This window comes from Luteibacter jiangsuensis (genome assembly GCF_030812295.1).
Taxonomy (GTDB): Bacteria; Pseudomonadota; Gammaproteobacteria; order Xanthomonadales; family Rhodanobacteraceae; genus Luteibacter; species Luteibacter jiangsuensis_A.
This window is the reverse complement of the sequence record NZ_JAUSSK010000004.1, coordinates 186861-203851: the sequence shown is the minus strand read 5'-3', so window position 1 is coordinate 203851 and position 16991 is coordinate 186861. Positions and strand designations below refer to the sequence as shown.

At 67.5% G+C, this 16991-nt stretch carries 15 protein-coding genes and 1 other RNA gene; 13 read left to right on the top strand and 3 right to left on the bottom strand.

Annotated elements, in window-relative coordinates; all coding sequences use genetic code 11:
* Positions 1 to 7: 7 nt before the first annotated feature.
* From J2T07_RS14785 to rsmI, 3 genes are all read right to left on the bottom strand, one after another.
* Entirely contained in the window at positions 8 to 376 is a 369-nt protein-coding gene (locus J2T07_RS14785) for a YraN family protein (protein WP_306850877.1), read from the bottom strand.
* A 28-nt stretch (positions 377 to 404) separates the two neighbouring features.
* Entirely contained in the window at positions 405 to 2204 is a 1800-nt protein-coding gene (locus tag J2T07_RS14780; RefSeq protein ID WP_306850876.1) for a penicillin-binding protein activator, read from the bottom strand.
* 154 nt (positions 2205 to 2358) lie between these two features.
* Positions 2359 to 3186, bottom strand: a complete 828-nt coding sequence (gene rsmI / locus J2T07_RS14775; RefSeq protein ID WP_306850875.1) for a 16S rRNA (cytidine(1402)-2'-O)-methyltransferase — start codon at positions 3184 to 3186, stop codon at positions 2359 to 2361.
* Between the two features lie 67 nt (positions 3187 to 3253).
* On the opposite strand from rsmI, the gene rnpB reads away from it, so the two are divergent.
* The 13 genes from rnpB to J2T07_RS14710 all read left to right on the top strand — a co-directional run bounded on the left by rnpB (position 3254) and on the right by J2T07_RS14710 (position 16989).
* An RNA gene (rnpB, locus tag J2T07_RS14770) (RNase P RNA component class A) lies at positions 3254 to 3620 on the top strand.
* A 481-nt stretch (positions 3621 to 4101) separates the two neighbouring features.
* Positions 4102 to 4548, top strand: coding sequence for a division/cell wall cluster transcriptional repressor MraZ (gene mraZ / locus J2T07_RS14765; RefSeq protein WP_306851241.1), 447 nt, complete (start codon positions 4102 to 4104; stop codon positions 4546 to 4548).
* Positions 4549 to 4599: 51 nt separating this feature from the next.
* Complete coding sequence (gene rsmH, locus J2T07_RS14760; protein WP_306850874.1) at positions 4600 to 5523, top strand: 16S rRNA (cytosine(1402)-N(4))-methyltransferase RsmH; 924 nt, start codon at positions 4600 to 4602, stop codon at positions 5521 to 5523.
* Positions 5520 to 5792, top strand: a complete 273-nt coding sequence (gene ftsL, locus J2T07_RS14755; RefSeq protein WP_306850873.1) for a cell division protein FtsL — start codon at positions 5520 to 5522, stop codon at positions 5790 to 5792. The genes rsmH and ftsL overlap by 4 nt, the downstream gene beginning before the upstream one ends.
* Positions 5789 to 7597 (top strand): peptidoglycan D,D-transpeptidase FtsI family protein, encoded by a 1809-nt coding sequence (locus tag J2T07_RS14750; protein ID WP_306850872.1) that lies wholly within the window; start codon positions 5789 to 5791, stop codon positions 7595 to 7597. The genes ftsL and J2T07_RS14750 overlap by 4 nt, the downstream gene beginning before the upstream one ends.
* Before the next feature lie 2 nt (positions 7598 to 7599).
* Positions 7600 to 9087: a UDP-N-acetylmuramoyl-L-alanyl-D-glutamate--2,6-diaminopimelate ligase gene (locus tag J2T07_RS14745; RefSeq protein ID WP_306851238.1), complete on the top strand. Its 1488-nt coding sequence runs from the start codon at positions 7600 to 7602 to the stop codon at positions 9085 to 9087.
* The gene (locus tag J2T07_RS14740) at positions 9084 to 10448 is read left to right on the top strand and encodes a UDP-N-acetylmuramoyl-tripeptide--D-alanyl-D-alanine ligase (RefSeq protein ID WP_306850871.1); all 1365 of its coding nucleotides are present in this window, start codon (positions 9084 to 9086) and stop codon (positions 10446 to 10448) included. Before J2T07_RS14745 ends, J2T07_RS14740 begins: the two co-directional genes overlap by 4 nt.
* Positions 10438 to 11520: a phospho-N-acetylmuramoyl-pentapeptide-transferase gene (gene mraY / locus J2T07_RS14735; protein WP_306850870.1), complete on the top strand. Its 1083-nt coding sequence runs from the start codon at positions 10438 to 10440 to the stop codon at positions 11518 to 11520. Before J2T07_RS14740 ends, mraY begins: the two co-directional genes overlap by 11 nt.
* Before the next feature lie 7 nt (positions 11521 to 11527).
* Entirely contained in the window at positions 11528 to 12751 is a 1224-nt protein-coding gene (gene ftsW / locus J2T07_RS14730) for a putative lipid II flippase FtsW (protein WP_306850869.1), read from the top strand.
* Positions 12748 to 13842: an undecaprenyldiphospho-muramoylpentapeptide beta-N-acetylglucosaminyltransferase gene (murG, locus tag J2T07_RS14725; RefSeq protein ID WP_306850868.1), complete on the top strand. Its 1095-nt coding sequence runs from the start codon at positions 12748 to 12750 to the stop codon at positions 13840 to 13842. The genes ftsW and murG overlap by 4 nt, the downstream gene beginning before the upstream one ends.
* Positions 13839 to 15278, top strand: coding sequence for a UDP-N-acetylmuramate--L-alanine ligase (gene murC / locus J2T07_RS14720; RefSeq protein ID WP_306850867.1), 1440 nt, complete (start codon positions 13839 to 13841; stop codon positions 15276 to 15278). The genes murG and murC overlap by 4 nt, the downstream gene beginning before the upstream one ends.
* Positions 15278 to 16252: a D-alanine--D-alanine ligase gene (locus J2T07_RS14715; protein WP_306850866.1), complete on the top strand. Its 975-nt coding sequence runs from the start codon at positions 15278 to 15280 to the stop codon at positions 16250 to 16252. The genes murC and J2T07_RS14715 overlap by 1 nt, the downstream gene beginning before the upstream one ends.
* Positions 16249 to 16989, top strand: a complete 741-nt coding sequence (locus tag J2T07_RS14710; RefSeq protein WP_306850865.1) for a cell division protein FtsQ/DivIB — start codon at positions 16249 to 16251, stop codon at positions 16987 to 16989. The genes J2T07_RS14715 and J2T07_RS14710 overlap by 4 nt, the downstream gene beginning before the upstream one ends.
* Positions 16990 to 16991 lie beyond the last annotated feature (2 nt).

The window sequence follows — 16991 nt, the reverse complement described above, 5'->3', positions numbered from 1 at the left end:
CGGCGATTCACGCATCGAAAGCGCCCCGCACCCACTCCATGCGATCGCCCTCGAAGGCCAACACGTCGAACCGGCAAGGACGGCGCGCGTCGCGCGGATGCCACGCGATCCACAGGTGGGCAGCACTCACCAGCTTGCGCCGCTTGGCTGCCGTCACCGATCCCAGTGCGCCACCGAAGGCACCATTGCACCGGTAGCGCACCTCGACGAACACCACGGTTTCACCGTCGCGCATCACGAGGTCGATCTCGCCATGCCGGCAGAGGAAGTTGGCGCGGACGAGGCGCAATCCTCGTTCTTCGAGAAATGACCGGGCCGCGCCTTCGAAACGGTCGCCGGTGGCGCGGCGCGGGGTGGTCTTCTTGGTTTCCGTCACGCGAACTCCCTGTTCGCGCCGGCGGGAATCAGCCCCCGCCGCTTTCGACGTCGGGAGCCGTGGCCGGCGCTTCGAGTTCGAGGCTACCCGCGACGGGGCGTGCCACGCCGTCGGCGAAGCGCGCCCAGATGAGTACGCGGCGCACGCGGCCGAATTCGTCCGCGACCAACTGGCCGGTCGCGCCGGGCAGGTAGCTGCCCGGATGGCCGCGCATCCAGTCGATGTAGGGCACCAGGCCCCATGCGTCCATGCCGAAGGCGAACAACCGTGCCGTCACGCCCTTGGTCGCCGGCAGCGCGTTGTTGAGGTCGGTGCGACGCGGCAGGCCCGGCTGCGCGTCGAACAACCAGGGCGCGTCGCAGAATTCCACGCCTTCGAGGTCGCGGTCCGCGGTCGCGTCGTCGCCACCCGCGTAGACGTGCGACGTGGCGAAGACCGGCAGCGTGTTCTTCGCCAGACGCAGCTGGGGCAGCAGGAGACGTGCCTGCTGCGGTTTCATGCTGATGAAGACGCCGCTGGTGGCGGGGTCCTGGCCCACCGGCTCGGAGAGTTGCGAGGCGAAGTCGATGCTCGCCGAATCGAGCGTGACCTGGCTGGCCAGCGTGCCGCCGCGCGCTTGCCATTCGGCCTTGAACGCGTTGCCCGCACGGCGGGCGAAATCGTCGGTGGATACGATCACCGTGGCCGTGCGCATGCCCCGGTCGGCCATGTGGTCGGCCACCTGCGCACCCTCGGTTTCCGGGAGCAAGCCGAACTCGTTGGCGCCCGCGGGCGGCAGGTTCTTGTTGTCGTTGGGGTAGTTCAACGTGAGCATCGGCGCGGGCAGGGCGCCCTTGGCGAAGATCGCCGACACGCCGTCGCGGTTGAGTGGGCCGACGATGAAGCGGGCGCCTTCGGCCACGGCTTTGTCGTAAGCGGCGACCGCGTGCTGGGCGTCGTTACCGGAATCGTAGACGGCCACTTCCGGGCGCTGCGCGTCGTTGTGGGCCGCCTCGATGTAGTTGGTGAAGAACCCGTCGCGGATGGCGGCGCCGGCGCCGGCCAGCGGGCCGGACAGGGGCAGCAGCAGCGCGACCTTGGTCGGCACCTTGTATCCCTCGCGGACGCCCTTGTCGCCGGTGACCGTGCCGACGGCCTGGTCGAGCACCGCGGGCGAGCGGCTCACGCTGCCCAGTTGGGCCTGGGCTTCCGTTACCCAGGGTTTCATTGGATCGTTCGCCGGAAGGGCGCCACCGCGTTCGGCCAGTGCTTGCGCACCGAGGCCCGTGAGCTGGGCGAGGATTTCCTTGCGGTTCTGCTCGCGGTCGATGCCGCGCAACTGGCCGTCCAGTTCGATCCGGGTCTGCGCGGCGCTCCACGGATCGCCGGCGGCGGCCTGGGCGCGGGCGCGCAGTTCGGCGAGGCGCTGGTCGATCTGCGGCGATACGCGCGACGACGGCTTTCCGGTGAGGGAGAGCGCGGTCTTCGCGTCGTTGTTCTTCAGGGCGACTTCGGCGCGCAACGCGTCGAGGCGTAAGGCATCCTCGCCTTCGAGGCGGGAACGGCGGGTGTCGGCGACGATGGGAGCCGCGCGGTCCAGGGCTCCTTCCTGCCGGTAAGACTCTGCCGCGAGCAGCTTGTAGTAATCGCGATGGTCGCTGTCCTGCGCGGCCAGGGCGAGGTATGCCTGCGCGGCCTGGTCGAACTGGCCCTTGATGTAGAGCGCCTGCGCCGCCTGGGTGGCCTCACCCGAAGGTGCGGCACCGTGCTGGACCCCGCCCTGGGTCACGCAGCCGGCGAGGCCGGCGGAAAGCAGGAGGACGAGGGTGGTGGCGCGGATCGATCGCATCGCAACGGATTCCTTGACTGCACGAAGACGCCCTCCGGCGCCGAAACGACCGGATCATAGCCCATCGCTTCGCGAGGCCGCTGTGAGCCGGCCCTTGCTTGCGCCGATCCGGGCCGCTGGAAGCCGACCCTGTCGGCGATGGTCCGGCTGACGATCACGCCCCGTAAAGCGCCTTGCGCGGGGCGCCGGTGATCGCGGCAGCCAGTTTCGCCGCCTTCGCAGGCGGCAGTTCGTCCTTGAGGATCGCGAATACGCGAAGTCCCTCGGCCAGCCGTTCGTCCTCACTGGCTTCACGGCCGGCAACCATCACGACGAACTCCCCGCGCTGCTGGTTCGGATCGGCGGCCACGCGGTCGACCAGGTCGGCAAGCGGGCCGTCGAGCACGGTTTCGAACATCTTGGTGAGTTCGCGCGCGACGACCGCCTCGCGACCGGGGCCGAAGACGTCGCGCATGTCCTGTAGCGATTCGAGGATGCGGTGCGAGGATTCGTAGAAAATCATGGTGCGCGTTTCGCCAGCCAACTCGCTCAGCCGCGCACGGCGGGCTCCGGACTTGGCGGCGAGGAAGCCTTCGAAGACGAAGCGGTCGCTGGGCAGTCCTGCGACGGAAAGCGCCGCGACGACCGCGCTCGGCCCCGGAACCGGACTGACCTTCAGCCCCGCCGCCCGGGCGGCGCGGACGAACCGGAAGCCGGGGTCGCTGATCAGTGGCGTGCCCGCATCCGAGACCAGGGCGATGTCGTCGCCGCCGCGCATGCGCTCGACGAGGCCGTCTACCGCCGTGCGCTCGTTGTGGTCATGCAGCGCGACCAGGGGGGTGTCGATGCCCAGGTGCTGGAGCAACGGGCGCGTGTGCCGCGTGTCCTCCGCCGCGATGACCTTCACCCGGCGCAGCGTTTCGATGGCGCGGGCGCCGATGTCGTCGCGATGGCCGATCGGCGTGGCGACGACATGAAGCGTGCCGGGGCGTGGTGGGGACATCGGGGGATCCGCTGGATGGGCGGATCATTCTACGTGGAGGCGCCGCTTCTGCCGTATCATTGGAGATGGAGTCGGCCGGACAGTCGCGTCGCGCCTTCGGGCGTATCGAGGAAAGTCCGGGCTCCATAGGGCAGGGTGCCAGGTAACTCCTGGGCAGCGTGAGCTGACGGCCAGTGCAACAGAGAGCAGACCGCCGATGGCCCCGCAAGGGGATCAGGTAAGGGTGAAAGGGTGCGGTAAGAGCGCACCGCGTGCGGGGCTAACGCCGCACGGCACGGTAAACCCCACCCGGAGCAAGACCAAATAAGGGAACCATGACGCGGCCCGCGTCGTTCCCGGGTAGGTTGCTGGAGCCTGGCGGTGACGCCAGGCCGAGAAGAATGACTGTCACGTCGCAAGACGCACAGAACCCGGCTTACAGGCCGACTCCTTTTTCTTCCAGGCACCGCGGCGCCGTCCTTGCAGACGGCGCCGCGGTGTTTCCAGGGATAGACGCGGCTTATGGAACCCCCGTTTAACTGTGGGAGCCGCCACTAACGGTGGGAGCCGACCTTGTCGGCGATCCCGCGGCAGCGGGCCAGGTTGTGGCAAGCACCCATCGCCGACAGGGTCGGCTACCACCAGGGCGGCCCTACCACGGTGGCAGCCACCGCTGGGAAGCCATCGTGGATGAACGTGGAGTTCAGTCGCGGTCGGTTTTGCGTCCTTTGGCGGCGACGGGAACAGCGAGGTCTGTCACAAAAAACCTCACCGATTCAACCACCTTCCGCCCCTTCCTCAGAAACGGCTGGAAATTGGCATGAACGTGAGCTTTCTCCTTGATTCACAAGAAAAAATTCCTTGACAGTCTCAGGACCCGAGACTATCGTGGGCTCCAGTGTCAAATCGTGGGATTTGGTGGGGCGGCCAACGAAGATGTTTCAAGGCGAGACAGCCATCACGGTCGACGACAAGGGTCGTCTGACGATTCCGATGTCGTATCGGGATCTGGTGGCCGACGCCTGCGCGAATCGTCTGGTCGTTACCTACAACCCGTTCGAGACCGGCTGCCTCTGGATCTTTCCGTACGCGGAGTGGGAGCAGGTGCGTGACCAGGTCAATGCGCTGCCCAGCGTGAAGGCCGTCCACCGGGCGTTGCAGATGAAGCTGGTGGGTGCCGCGGCCATCGTCGAGCCCGACGGAGCCGCCCGCATCCTCCTTCCTTCCAGTCAACGGTCGGCGGCAGGCATAGAAAAAAAAGCCGTGCTGCTCGGCATGGGCAAGAAGTTCGAGCTTTGGAGCGAACAAGCCCACCTCGCGAAGATCCGCCAGACGATCGGCGAGGACGACATCAGCGACGACATGGCGGAGTTGCGGTTGTGACGACGAACTAACTTTCGAGGTTTTTTGGTGGAACGGGAGCGGGATGTGGCAATGGCGGGGCGCGATGTGCACATCCCTGTGATGCTCGACGAAGTGCTGGAGGGACTCGCCTTGCGCGAGAACGGGCGTTATCTGGACGGGACTTTCGGCCGCGGCGGTCACGCCCGGGCGATCCTCGCCCGTCTCTCCGACGCCGGCAGGCTCTTCCTCATGGATCGCGATCCGGCCGCCATCGCCGTGGCCGAAGCCGGTCTCGCCACCGATCCTCGTGTGTCCTTGCGCCACGACAACTTCGCCACGATGGGTGACTGGTCCGCCCTGGAAGGCGGTCTCGACGGCATCCTCCTCGACCTGGGCGTGTCTTCGCCGCAACTCGACGACGCCAGCCGCGGTTTCAGCTTCATGGCCGACGCACCGCTGGATATGCGCATGGACACCACGCGTGGCGTCAGCGCGGCGGAGTTTCTCGCCGACGCCGACGAGGCCGAGATCGCCCAGGTCCTGTGGACCTTCGGTGAGGAACGCTTCAGCCGCCGCATCGCCAAGGCGATCGTCGAGCGCCGTGCCAGCGCCCCCATCACACGTACCGGTGAACTTGCCGAACTGGTCGCGCGCTGCGTCGGCCGCCGCGAGCCCGGCAAGAATCCCGCCACGCGGACGTTCCAGGCGCTGCGTATCCGCGTGAACGCCGAACTCGAATCCGTCGAGCGTGGCCTCGAGGCCGCGCTCGAACTGCTCAACGTGGGCGGCCGCCTCGCCGTTATCAGTTTCCACTCGTTGGAAGACCGTACGGTGAAGCAGTTCATCCGTGGCCACGAGGGGCGTGTGCAGGGCAGCCGTCGCGGCCCGCCGGTCGCGGCGAAGACGGCCCGCCTGAAGCCCGTCGGCAAGGCCATCTTCCCCTCGGACGCCGAAGTGTCCGCGAACCCGCGTTCGCGCTCCGCCGTGCTACGCATCGCGGAGAAACTCGCATGAAGGCCTTCGGCGCCGCCTGCCTCTCGATCCTGCTGCTGGCGGTCATCGCCAGCGCGATCGGCGTGGTATGGACGCGCCATGAGAGCCGCGTGCTGTTCGTCGAGCTCTCGCGGCTGCAAAGCCAGAAGGACGACCTCGGCGTCGAATACGGCCGTCTCGAACTGGAACAGGCGACCTACGCCGAACCCAGCCGCATCGATGCTGACGCCCGCGGCAAGCTCGGCATGTTCACGCCGAAACCGCAGGACATCCAGTTGGTGCGTCGATGAAGGCCCGTTATGGCAGGCCCGTCGTGCCGAGCCGCCGCCGCGGCCAGGGCCCGAGCCCGCGCAAGCGAATGACGGTCATCGTCGCGCTGCTCTGCGTGGCCGTCTCGGGCCTGGTGGTGCGCGCATTCGACCTGCAGGTGGTACGCAAGCAGTTCTACCAGGACCAGGGCGATGCCCGATTCCTGCGAGAGATGCCTATCGCGGTGTCGCGCGGCACCATCTTCGATCGCAATGGCGAACCCCTGGCGGTATCCACGCCCGTGGCTTCGATCTGGGCGAATCCGCCGGAAGTCCTCGAGAACGAGGACCGCATCCCGGAGTTGGCCAAGGCGCTGCATGTCGACGCCGACGACCTGAAGCAGAAGATCGTGCAGCGGGCGGACAAGGAGTTCATGTACATCGCGCGCCAGCTGCGTCCGGAGGATGCGCAGGCGATCGTGGACCTGAAAATCCCGGGCATCGCCTCGCAGCGCGAATACCGCCGTTACTATCCGTCGGGCGCGGTGAACAGCCATATCCTCGGCTTCACCAACATCGACGACCACGGCCAGGAAGGCCTGGAACTGGCGTTCGACGAGTGGTTGGCCGGAAAACCGGGTGCGAAGCGCGTCATCCGCGACCGCATGGGCCACGTCGTCGAGGACGTGGAACTGGTGCGCGAGCCGCAGCCCGGCCGCGACCTCACCTTGTCGATCGATCGTCGCATCCAGTACCTCGCCTATAGCGCATTGAAAGATGCGCTCGAGAAGAACAAGGCCGAGTCCGGCTCCATCGTCGTGATGGACGTGCACACGGGCGAAGTGCTCGGCATGGCCAACCTGCCTTCGTTCAATCCGAACGCGGTGCGCGGCAGCACGCCGTCGGAACGGCGCAACCGCGCCGTCACGGACGTGGTCGAGCCGGGTTCGACGATGAAGGCCTTCACCATGGCCGCGGCGCTCACCAGCGGCAAGTACACGCCGACCGCGCCGCTGATCGAGACCTCGCCCGGCACCTGGATGATGGGCGGCCATCCGGTGCGCGACACGCACAACTGGGGCACGCTGACGCCCACGGGCGTGATCACGAAGTCGTCCAACGTCGGCGCGGCCAAGATCGCGATGACGCTGGACACCGATTTCCTCTACGGCGTCTATAAGTCATTCGGGCTCGGCAACAGCACCGGCAGCGGTTTCCCCGGCGAAGCGGCGGGTTACCTGCCAGTGGGTCGTACCTGGAAGCCGATCGAGAAGTCGCGCCTGGCCTACGGCTACAACCTCAATGTCACCCCGTTGCAACTGGCCACGGGCTATGCGGCCATCGCCAATGGCGGTGCGCTGCGTTCGCCGAGCTTCATCAAGGGCGCGGACAACCCGCCGAACCAGATCGTCACGCCCGACGTGGCGCACAACCTCGTGCGCATGCTCGAGACGGTGATGGCACCGGGCGGCACCGGTTACGGTTTCGCCTCCGTCGCCAACTACAGCGTCGCGGGCAAGACCGGCACCTCGCACAAGAATTCCGCGGGCGGCTACTACGCCAACAACTACATTTCGCTGTTCGTCGGCATGATCCCGGCGAGCGCGCCGCGCCTGGTGACCGTCGTCGTCATCAACGATCCGAAGGGCGGGCACTACTACGGTGGTTCCGTGGCCGGTCCGGCCTTTGCCCAGGTGATGGAAGGCGCCGTGCGCCTGCTCGACATCCCGCCGGACAACGTCGGTCGCTGGTACGCGGGCGGCCCGAGCCAGGGTGGGCTGATCGGCACCACCAACGCGCAACCGCCGCAGGCGGACGAAAGCGCCGCCGAAGAGGTGGTGCCGTGACCATGCGCCTCACCGACTTGCTCGACGGCTTCGCCGACGCTTCCAGCGCCGGCGACATCGACGTTTCAGGCCTCGCGCTGGATTCCCGCGAGATCGTCCGCGGCAACGCCTTCGTCGCGTTGCGCGGGACGAAAGGCCATGGCATCGAGTTCGCAGCCAGGGCGGTCGGGCAGGGTGCGGTGGCGATTCTCGCCGAGCCTCCGTTCGACGCCACGGACGCGGGTGTCCCGGTCATTACCGTCGATAAGCTGCGCGAGAAGGCTGGCCCCATCGCCGCGCGCTACTACGGCGATCCGTCCCGCGCGCTCGATGTCATCGGCGTGACGGGCACCAACGGCAAGACCTCCACCGTCCAGCTGATCGCACAGGCGCTGGCATTCCTCGGCCGCAAGCCGGCCACGATCGGTACACTGGGCGCGGGCCTGCACGGCGCGATCGCCGAGGGTGAGCGAACCACGCCGGACGCGATCCGCATGCAGGCGCTTCTCGGCGAGTTCCGCGATGCCGGCGCCACGCACGTCGCGATGGAAGTGTCCTCGCACGCACTGGAGCAGGGCCGCGTGAACGCCATCGCTTTCGACGTGGCCGTGTTCACCAACCTCACCCGCGACCATCTCGACTACCACGGCACGATGGAAGCGTACGGCGCGGCGAAGGCCAAGCTGTTCGCTTTCGAAGGGCTGCGCAGCGCGGTCATCAACGTGGATGACCCGTTCGGCGCGAAACTGGCCAAGGGCCTTGGCGAAGGCATCGCCAAGCTGCGGGTCTCGATGGCGGGTGACAGCACGGAAAAGGACGCCGAGATCCGCGCGGACATCATCGTCACCTCGGCGAAGGGCCTGTCGTTCAACCTCAATACCCCGTGGGGCATGCGCACCGTGCGCAGCGCGTTGCTCGGGCGCTTCAACGTCGCCAACCTGCTTTCGGTCGCCGCCGTGCTGGGCGCGCTGGGCGAGCCCTTCGACCGCATCCACGCGGCGCTCGAGGCGCTGCAGCCGGTGAACGGCCGGATGAGCCGCCTCGGCGGCGACGGCCGCAAGCCGCTGGTCGTGGTGGATTACTCGCATACGCCCGACGCGTTGAAGCAGGCGCTGCTCGCCCTTCGCTCGCACACGAAGGGCAAGCTGATCTGCGTGTTCGGCGCCGGTGGCGATCGCGACCAGGGCAAGCGGCCGATCATGGCGGGCATCGCCGAACGGCTCGCCGACGTGGTGATCGTGACCGACGACAATCCGCGCAGCGAGGACGGTCACGCCATCGTGGCGCAGATCGTGGCCGGCTTCGTCCATCCCGACACGGTCATGGTCGAGCGCGACCGCGCACAGGCCATCGCCCTGGCACTGGCTGACGCGAAGGCCGACGACGTCGTGCTGATCGCCGGCAAGGGTCACGAAACCTATCAGGAAGGTCCGGAGGGCAAGCGTCCCTTCGACGACCTGGCCGTCGCCCGCGAGGCGATGGAGACGAGCAAGAAGGGAGTCCGCGCATGATGCGCCTGTCCGCCGTCGCCCTCTGGACCCGCGGCCGCCTGCAAGGCGCCGATGCCGAGGTCAGCGGCTTTTCCATCGATACCCGTACCCTCCGGCCGGGCGACCTGTTCGTGGCCTTGCCGGGCGAGCGCGTCGACGGGCACGACTTCGTCACCGCGGCGGCGGAGCGCGGTGCCGTCGCCGCGCTGGTCACGCGTCCGGTCGACGCGCCGATTCCGCAGGTGATCGTCGACGACACCCAGGCCGCGTTGGGCGACCTGGCCAGCGCCGTACGCGCGCAGCGCGACGTGCGCGTGGTCGGCATCACCGGTTCCAACGGCAAGACCACGGTGAAGACGCTCACCGCGTCGATCCTGTCGCGCCATGGCCGCACCCATGTCAACGCCGGCAACTTCAACAACGAGATCGGCATGCCGCTGACCTTGCTGGCGATGCCGGAAGACACCCGCTACGCGGTGCTGGAAATGGGTGCCGGCAAGCCGGGCGACATCGATTACCTCGCCGCCATCGCGCGGCCCGATATCGGCCTCGTCAATTCCATCGCGCCCGCGCATCTTGAGCGCATGGGCACGATCGAAGGCGTCGCCGAAACCAAGGGCGCGCTATACCGGTCACTGCCCGCCGACGGGGTCGCCATCGTCAATGCGGACGACGAGCGCTTCGCCGGCTTCTTCGCCAACCTGGCCGGATCGCGCACCATCCTGCGTTATGCGCTGGACCACCGCGCGGACATCGGCGCGGACATCGTCGAAGAGCGCATCGACGGCACGCACTTCGTGCTGTCGACGCCGCATGGCGATGGCGATGTGCATCTTCCGTTGCCGGGTCGCCATAACGTGGCGAACGCGCTTGCCGCAGCGGCCATCGCCACGGCGCTTGGCGTGCCGGTGGACGTCATAGTGGAAGGCCTGGAGCAGGTTCCACACGTACCCGGGCGCCTCGAACTCGAACCGATGCCCGGTGGCTGGACCCTGATCGACGACAGCTACAACGCGAATCCCGGTTCGGCGGCCGCGGCGATCGACACGCTGGCCCTGGCGCGCGGCGAACGCTGGCTGATCCTCGGCGACATGGCCGAACTGGGGCCGGATGCGTTGAACCTGCACGCCGGGGTCGGTCGACTCGCGCATGCCCGCGGCATCGAACGCCTGCTCGCCACGGGGGCCAGGAGCGTGGCGGCGGTAGAGGCCTTCGGTCCGGGGGCGCAGCATTTCGCGACGCAGGAGGCACTGATCGAGGCCGCCTGCGCGCAGATCCACGAGGGGGTGACCTGCCTCGTGAAGGGGTCGCGTTCCTCCGGCATGGACCGGGTCGCGGCGGCAATGAAGAAATACGCTGAAGGAGCATCCCATGCTGCTTGAACTGGCGGAATGGATGGCTCGGCACTTCACGTCGCTGCATCTGTTCCAGTACATCACCTTCCGCGCGATCATGGCCGCGCTCACGGCGCTGGCTGTCTCGCTGCTGCTCGGGCCTGCGCTCATCCGCAAGCTCGCCGCGCTGAAGGCGGGTCAGGTCGTGCGCAGCGACGGTCCGCAAACCCATCTGGCCAAGGCAGGCACGCCGACCATGGGTGGCCTGCTCATCCTGTTCGCGGTCGGCATCGCCACGCTGCTGTGGGCCGACCTCGGCAACCGCTACGTGTGGGTGGTGCTGGCGGTGACCCTGTTGTTCGGTGCGATCGGTTTCTACGACGACTACCGCAAGCTGGTGCTCAAGGACAGCCGTGGCCTCGCCAGCCGCTGGAAGTATTTCTGGCAGTCGGTGTTCGGTCTCGGCGCCGCGGTATTCCTCTACCAGACCCACCAGCTTCCGGCCGAGACCGCGCTCTACGTGCCCTTGTTCAAGCAGGTCGCCATCCCGCTCGGCGTGTTCTTCGTGGTGGTCGGCTATTTCATCATCGTCGGCTTCTCCAACGCGGTGAACCTCACCGATGGACTGGACGGCCTGGCGATCATGCCTAGTGTCCTGGTGTCCGGCGCGCTGGGGATCTTCGCCTACCTCGCCGGCAACAAGCTGTTTTCCGAGTATCTCGGCATTCCGGCGATTCCCGGGGCCGGCGAACTGGCGATCTTCTGCAGCGCGCTGGCCGGTGCCGGGCTCGGCTTCCTCTGGTTCAACACGTATCCGGCGCAGGTATTCATGGGCGATGTGGGCGCGCTGGCGATCGGTGCCGCGCTCGGCTGCGTCGCGCTCATCGTCCGCCAGGAGATCGTGCTGCTGGTGATGGGTGGCGTGTTCGTGCTGGAAACCGCTTCGGTGATGCTCCAGGTCGGCAGCTTCAAGCTGCGTGGCAAGCGCATCTTCCGCATGGCGCCGATCCACCATCACTTCGAACTGAAGGGCTGGCCGGAGCCACGGGTCATCGTTCGTTTCTGGATCATCAGCGTGGTGCTGGTGCTCATCGGTCTTGCAACCTTGAAGGTGCGCTGAGAAAAGCATGTTCGGCTTCGGTAACAAGCAGGCGAAACGCCGTCAGGGCCCGCGGGGGAGCTTCGACCTCCCGTTGCTCGTGGCCGCGCTCGCCTTGGCCGCCCTGGGCGTGGTGATGGTCACCTCCAGCTCGATCGCCGTGGCCGATGGCTCGCACCAGGGTGCGTTCTATTACCTGAAGCGCCACCTCGTCTTCCTGTTCCTCGGCGGCTGCCTCGCCGCGGCGGCGATGCGTACGGAACTGAAGACGCTGGAGAAGCACAGCTTCCTGCTCCTGCTGGTGGGCATCATCATGCTGCTGATGGTGTTCCTGCCGGTGTTCGGCATGCGCATCAACGGTGCGCGGCGCTGGGTGAACCTGCTGGTCACCAGTTTCCAGCCGGTCGAGGCAGTGAAGCTGATCCTCGTCGCCTATCTGTCGAGCTACCTCGTGCGCCATCGCGAAGGCGTGGAGTACGAACTGTTCGGCGTGGTGAAGCCGGTGGGCGTCGCCGGTTTCATCGTGTTGTTGCTGCTTGCCCAGCCCGACTTTGGTTCGGCGGCGCTGGTGGTGGCCACCACCGTCGGCATGGTCTGGCTGGCCGGTGCGCGCATGCGCAACCTCTTGGTGCTCGCCACGCCGCTGGTGCCCGCCCTGATCTATGCGGCCACGGCCGAGGACTACCGCATCAAGCGCCTCACGTCCTTCCTCGATCCATGGAAAGACCCGTTCAATGACGGGTTCCAGCTGACCCAGGCGCTGATCGCCGTGGGTCGCGGCGAATGGACGGGCGTGGGCCTGGGGTCGAGCGTGCAGAAGCTGTTCTACCTGCCCGAGGCGCATACCGACTTCATCCTCGCGGTGCTGGCGGAGGAACTTGGCCTGGCCGGGATCATGGTGGTCATCCTGCTCTACATCGTGCTGGTCGGCCGCGGTCTCTACATGGGACTCAAGGGCGTCGAGCTCGGTCATCGCTTCTCCGGCTACGTGGCCTACGGCATCTCGCTGATGATCGGCTTCCAGGCGATGGTGTCGATCGGCGTGAATCTGGGCGTGCTTCCGACCAAGGGCCTCACCTTGCCGCTGATCAGTTCGGGCGGCTCGTCCGTTCTGATGACCTGCGCGATGGTCGGCGTGCTGCTGCGCGCCACCTTCGAGATCAACCGCGCCGAAGACGCGCGCCAGACAGCAGTGCGCCTCCCCGCGAACGCCGTGCCCGATTCCGCCGCGGCGGCAGGAGGCATGGCATGAACGCCCCCGTGCTGATCATGGCCGGCGGTACCGGTGGCCACATCTTCCCCGGCCTTGCCGTCGCCGACGAATTGCGTTCGCTCGGGGTTCCGGTGGCCTGGCTCGGTGCCGAGGGCGGCATGGAGACGCGCGTGGTTCCCGCGCATGGCCTGGACCTGCATACCGTCGCGGTCGGCGGGCTGCGTGGCAAGGGCTTGAAGACACGTGTCCTCGCGCCGCTGATGCTCGCCCGTGCGTTGTTCGCCTCGCTGAAGCTTCTGCGCAAGCTGCGCCCGCGCTGCGTCCTCTCGATGGGCGGGTATGTGGCCGGACCGGCCGGCGTCGCCGCGCGGATCGCGGGGATTCCGCTGGTCGTGCACGAACAGAACGCCGTCGCCGGATTCACCAACCGCAAGCTCGCCTCGTTCGCCAGGAAGGTCCTCACGGGTTTCCCGAACGTGTTGCCGAACGGCGAGTGGGTGGGCAATCCGGTGCGCGCGCGGATCGCGGCGCTGCCGCCGCCGAGCGAGCGCATGGCTGGCCGCACGGGGCGCGTGCGGATGCTCGTGCTGGGCGGGAGCCTCGGCGCGCGCACGCTCAACCTGGTGATCCCCAAGGCGCTCGCGCACATGCGTGGCAACGCCAGCCTCGACAACGCCGAACCGGAAGTGGTCCACCAGACCGGTGAGCGTGGCCTCGACGAAGCGCGCGACGCGTACACCGAGGCTGGCGTGGCCGCCACCATCGTGCCCTTCATCGAAGACATGGCCGGCGCCTACGAGTGGGCCGATATCGTGGTCTGCCGCGCCGGCGCGCTGACCGTGGCCGAACTCTGCGCCGTGGGTATCGAAGCCTTGCTGGTGCCGTTCCCGCATGCCGTGGACGACCATCAGACGGCGAATGCGCGAGCCATGGTCGACGTGGGCGGTGCGCGGCTGGTGCCCGACGCCACGCTGAACCTGCCCGGCGCCCACGAGGCGCTCGCCGTACTCCTGTTCGACATGATGCTGGATCGCCAGAAGATCCTTTCCGCCGCCAATGCGTCCCGCACGCTGGCCAAGCCCGACGCAGCAGCAACGATTGCCCGTCATTGCATGGAGGTTTCCGCATGACGCCCAGTCGCTTGCGTGCCCACGAAGATTTCATGACCTCGTTCCGCCGTGTCCACTTCATCGGCGTGGGCGGCGTCGGCATGAGCGGCATCGCCGAGGTGCTGTGCAATCTCGGTTACAGCGTGTCCGGTTCCGACCGCGCGCACTCGCCGACCACGGAGCGTCTTGCCAAGCTGGGCGTCGAGGTGCACATCGGCCACGAAGCCTCGAACGTGGACGGCGCCGATGTGATCGTCACCTCCAGCGCGATCCGCCAGGACAACGCGGAACTCGTCGCCGCCCGGGCCGCGCGCATCCCGGTCGTGCCCCGTGCGGAAATGCTCGGCGAACTGATGCGCTTCCGCCGCGGCATCGCCATCGCCGGCACGCATGGCAAGACCACCACCACGAGCCTCGTGGCGAGCGTGCTCGCCGAGGCCGATTACGATCCCACCTTCGTCATCGGCGGGCAGCTCAATGCCGCTGGCGCGAACGCACGCCTGGGCACGGGACAGTACCTCGTGGCCGAGGCCGACGAGTCCGACGGCTCGTTCCTGATGCTTTCCCCGGTGATCGCGGTCGTGACCAACATCGACGCCGACCACCTCGAGAACTACAACGGCGATTTCGGCCAGGTGAAGAAGGCCTTCGGCGATTTCCTCCACCGCCTGCCGTTCTACGGCATGGCCGTGCTGTGCATCGACGACGAGGAAACCGCGAAGCTGGCCGAGGACACCTCGCGCCGTGTGCTCACCTACGGTATCGACAAGCCGGGTGCGGACGTGACGGCGAGCAACGTCCGCCAGGTGGGCTTCGAGATGCACTTCGACCTGCACCTGCCCGGCATGGCCGGCACGCTACCGGTGACGTTGAACCTGCCGGGCCGGCACAACGTGCAGAACGCGCTTGCCGCCGCGGCGGTGGGCTGGCAGCTGGGCGTGGACGCGGAAGCGATCGCGCATGCGTTTGCCCGTTTCGAAGGCGTTGGCCGCCGCTTCCACCGTCGTGGCGAGATCGCGCTGGATTCCGGCAGTGCGCTCCTCGTGGACGACTATGGCCACCATCCGCGCGAGCTGGCCGCCGTGTTCGCCGCCGCACGTGGCGGCTGGCCGGATCGTCGTCTCGTGGTGGCCTTCCAGCCGCATCGCTACAGCCGCACGCGCGACCTCCTGGATGATTTCGCCAAGGTGCTGGCCGAAGTGGACGTGCTCGTGCTGACCGAGGTGTACCCGGCTGGCGAGTCTCCCATTCCCGGCGCGGATGGACGCGCCCTTGCCCGGGCGATCCGTGCGCGTGGAAAGACCGACCCTGTGCTGGTCGACCATCCGCGCGACCTGCGCGACACGCTGCCCGCCCTGGTGCGGGACGGCGATCTGATCATGCTGCTTGGCGCCGGCGACATCGGCGCGGCGGCCATCGAGCTGGCCAATGCCGGCAACCTGAGGACTCGTAAGTGATGAGCAGTACCCGCTTCCCCAGCACTGTCACCGATGCCGCCGGATTCGGCCGCGTCGCCGTCGTGATGGGCGGCAACTCGGCCGAGCGCGAGGTTTCGCTCGACTCCGGTCGCGGCGTGCTCGAAGCCCTGCGTTCCAGTGGCGTGGACGCCCATCCGATCGACGGTATTCCCGCGCTGCTCGACGCCGTACGCGCGGGCCATTTCGCGCGCGTGTTCAACATTCTGCATGGTGCCGGGGGCGAGAACGGGGAGCTGCAGGGTGCCCTGCAGTCGCTCGGGGTGCCTTACACGGGTTCGGGCGTGCTGGGCTCGGCGCTGTCGCTGGACAAGGTGCGGGCCAAGCAGGTGTGGATCGCCCTCGGCCTGCCGACGCCGAAGTTCAAGGCGTTGCCGCGTGGTGCCGACGTGCACGCCGCCGCACGCGAGATCGGTTTCCCGCTGATCGTGAAGCCGGCGTGGGAAGGTTCCAGCGTCGGTGTGACGCGCGTGTTCGATGAATCCGGCCTCGACGCCGCCGTTGAACTGGCGCGCCGGTATCCGGGCGACATGCTGATGGAGACGCTCATCGAGGGCGACGCGAACGAAGGTGGCGAGTTCACCGTCGGCATCCTCGGCCGCGAAGTGCTGCCGACGATCAAGATCGTGCCCAAGGGCGAGTACTACGACTACAACGCCAAGTACATCGCCGAGGACACGCAGTACATCGTGCCGGGTCTGTCCGGCGCCGAGGAGGAAGCCATGCGCGCCCTCGCGCTGCAGGCATTCGACGCGCTCGACTGCGTGGGCTGGGGGCGCGTCGACGTGATGCGCGACCGTCACGGCAAGAACTGGCTCCTCGAAGTGAATACCGCGCCGGGCATGACCTCGCATTCGCTCGTGCCCAAGGCCGCGGCCGCCGCGGGCCTGGACTATGCCGCCCTGTGCTGGCGGATCCTCGAGACCTCGATGCAACGGGAGGGCGCGAAGGCATGAAGGGAGCCGCCGCCACGCGGATCGTCGCCTGGGGTATCGCCATCACGCTGGTGGTGTTGCCCGTGGTCGGCGTGATGCAGGGTTGGTTCGCCGCCGGCCGTTGGCCGGTGACGCAGCTCAAGGTCGAGGCGGAGTTCGCGCACGTCAGCGCGGAGCAGATCCGCAGCGCCGTGCTGCCGCGACTGGGCAAGGGATTCTTCGCCACGGACCTCGAGGACGTGCGCCATGCGATCGGCGCGCTGCCCTGGGTGGAGTCCGTGGAGGTGCGCAAGCGCTGGCCTGATACGTTGCTGGTCCGCATCTACGAGCGCCAGCCATTCGCCCGCTGGAACGAGGACCGCCTGATCAGTCGTCAGGGCCTCGTCTTCGACGCGCCGGGTGCCGACCAGATGGGTGACCTCCCGCGCTTGCGCGGCCCCGATTCGCGCCTGGCGGAAGTGGTGAGTTTCTATGCGCAGGCGCGCAAGTCCTTCGAAGGACGCACCGGCCTGTCCATCGTGGGAGTCAGCCTGAGCGAACGTGGCAGCTGGAGCGTCACCACCGACAGCGGCGCCGAGATCGTGATCGGCGATCGCGAGCAAGCCGACCGCCGCCTCGCGCGCTTCCTCGATGTCTACCCGCAACTCGTTGCCGGCCGGCAAGGCGGTTTCGCCTATGCCGACCTGCGTTACACCAACGGATTCGCCATCCGGTGGCCGCAACCGGAAACCACGGCCGCACCCAAGGTCGGAAGCTGAGC